At 55.1% G+C, this 1,858-nt stretch carries 1 tRNA gene and 1 pseudogene; one reads left to right on the top strand and one right to left on the bottom strand.

Features of this window, described 5'->3' with window-relative positions:
* Nucleotides 1-409: 409 nt before the first annotated feature.
* Nucleotides 410-486: transfer RNA gene (locus GOB87_RS16355), tRNA-Arg, on the bottom strand.
* 172 nt (nucleotides 487-658) lie between these two features.
* On the opposite strand from GOB87_RS16355, the pseudogene GOB87_RS16350 reads away from it, so the two are divergent.
* A pseudogene (locus GOB87_RS16350) lies at nucleotides 659-1,753 on the top strand (amino acid permease); the annotation flags it as partial.
* Nucleotides 1,754-1,858: the final 105 nt, after the last annotated feature.

Below are 1,858 nucleotides of genomic sequence, written 5' to 3'. Positions count from 1 at the left end.
TCTGCCTCCAGAGGCAAAATGCCGTTGTCATTCCAGATCAGACGCACAGGACACAGCTCTCAGAACAGAGAATAACACTCTTCAGACAAAATGTGAGAAATCCGCGTCGATTGATTGAAGTTCCAGGCCGGCGACAACTCCGTCGCTTCGAAAGCCGGCTCACGACCGCGAAGAACACCGCGCCCGTCGCAACCAAGATTTCTCTCTCAAATTAATGAACGCAGACGAACCAAGAAGTAACTACGATTTGGCTGCGCCCACAAAGTTATCCGTTACAATGGAAAAACCACAACTGAGATAGATAGCTACGCACATAGCGCCACCAGCGCCGGAATCAGGGATCGATAAATTACGCCGATTGTCTAATCGCCCGCGAGAACGACGTTATTCTGCAATTTCTTGATAATACTGGCGGACCCGAAAGGATTCGAACCTTCGACCTTCGCCTTCGGAGGGCGACGCTCTATCCAGCTGAGCTACGGGTCCACGCCATTGCCTATCTAACCCAGAGCCATTCCCCTGCCAAGGGCGCCTAGGTCGGTCGATGAAAAAAGTTAGCAAACCCGCCTTACCTCGCTTCCGCTCGACATTGTTTCGTTATCGTTTCATTCTCTTCCTCCAGAATGATCGCCATCGAACCAAATAGGCCGCACCGTCTATGACCAACTCCCCCTCCCTGTCTTCCGAAGGCTACAAAAAGAATCTTGGCCGTCGCCAGATCCAGATGATCGCCGTCGGAGGTGCCATCGGAACGGGTCTTTTCCTTGGAGCCGGAAGCCGACTGGAGAGCGGCGGCCCTTCGCTCGCCCTCGTTTACGCCGTCTGTGGCTTTTTCGGCTTTCTCATCCTCCGAGCGCTGGGTGAACTGGTTATGCACCGCCCCAGCAGCGGCAGCTTTGTGTCTTACGCTCAAGAGTTTCTCGGAGAAAAAGCTGCCTATGTCGCGGGCTGGACCTCATTCCTCAACTGGGTGATGACTGGCATAGCCGACATTACGGCCGTCGCCCTCTACATGCAGTTCTGGAGCAGTTTCTCATCTGTTCCGCAGTGGGTTTTCGCCCTGCTTGCCCTGTGTCTCGTCACCGGCATGAACCTGCTGGGCGTGAAATATTTCGGCGAAATGGAGTTTTGGTTCTCCCTCATCAAAGTCGTGGCGCTCGTTCTGTTTCTTGTCGTCGGCACCATTATTCTGGCTTCAGGGATGCCTGTGGGCGGTCACGACACCGGCTTTCATCTCATTACCGAAAACGGTGGCTTTTTCCCGCATGGACTATTTGCAGCGCTTGCGCTGACACAGGGCGTGGTCTTCGCCTATTCAGGCATCGAGCTCATAGGAACCGCCGCAGGCGAATGCGCAGATGCCCGGACCGTCATCCCGCGCGCCATCAACAGCGTGATCTGGCGTATTGCCATCTTCTATGTCGGCTCTGTCGTCCTTCTGGTTTGTCTTCTGCCATGGAAAGCCTATCACGCGGGCACCAGCCCCTTTGTCACGTTCTTCAACGCCCTTGGCGTGCCTTACGCCGACAGCGTGATGAATCTGGTGGTGCTGACCGCCGCTCTCTCCAGCCTCAATTCCGGTCTTTATTCCACCAGTCGCGTCATGCGCGCCATGGCACTTGGCGGAGCCGCCCCCTCCTTTCTGGCCGCCATGAATCGGCAGTCCGTGCCCTATGGCGGGATATTGCTGACCGTCTCGCTCTATCTTGTCGGCGTAGCCCTCAACTACGTTGTGCCTCAGGAAGTGTTCGACGCGGATTTCTCACATTTTGTCTGAAGAGTGTTATTCTCTGTTCTGAGAGCTGTGTCCTGTGCGTCTGATCTGGAATGACAACGGCATTTTGCCTCTGGAGGCAGA

This window comes from Acetobacter estunensis, from assembly GCF_011516945.1.
Lineage (GTDB): Bacteria > Pseudomonadota > Alphaproteobacteria > Acetobacterales > Acetobacteraceae > Acetobacter > Acetobacter estunensis.
This window is presented reverse-complemented; position numbering and strand designations above follow the sequence as displayed.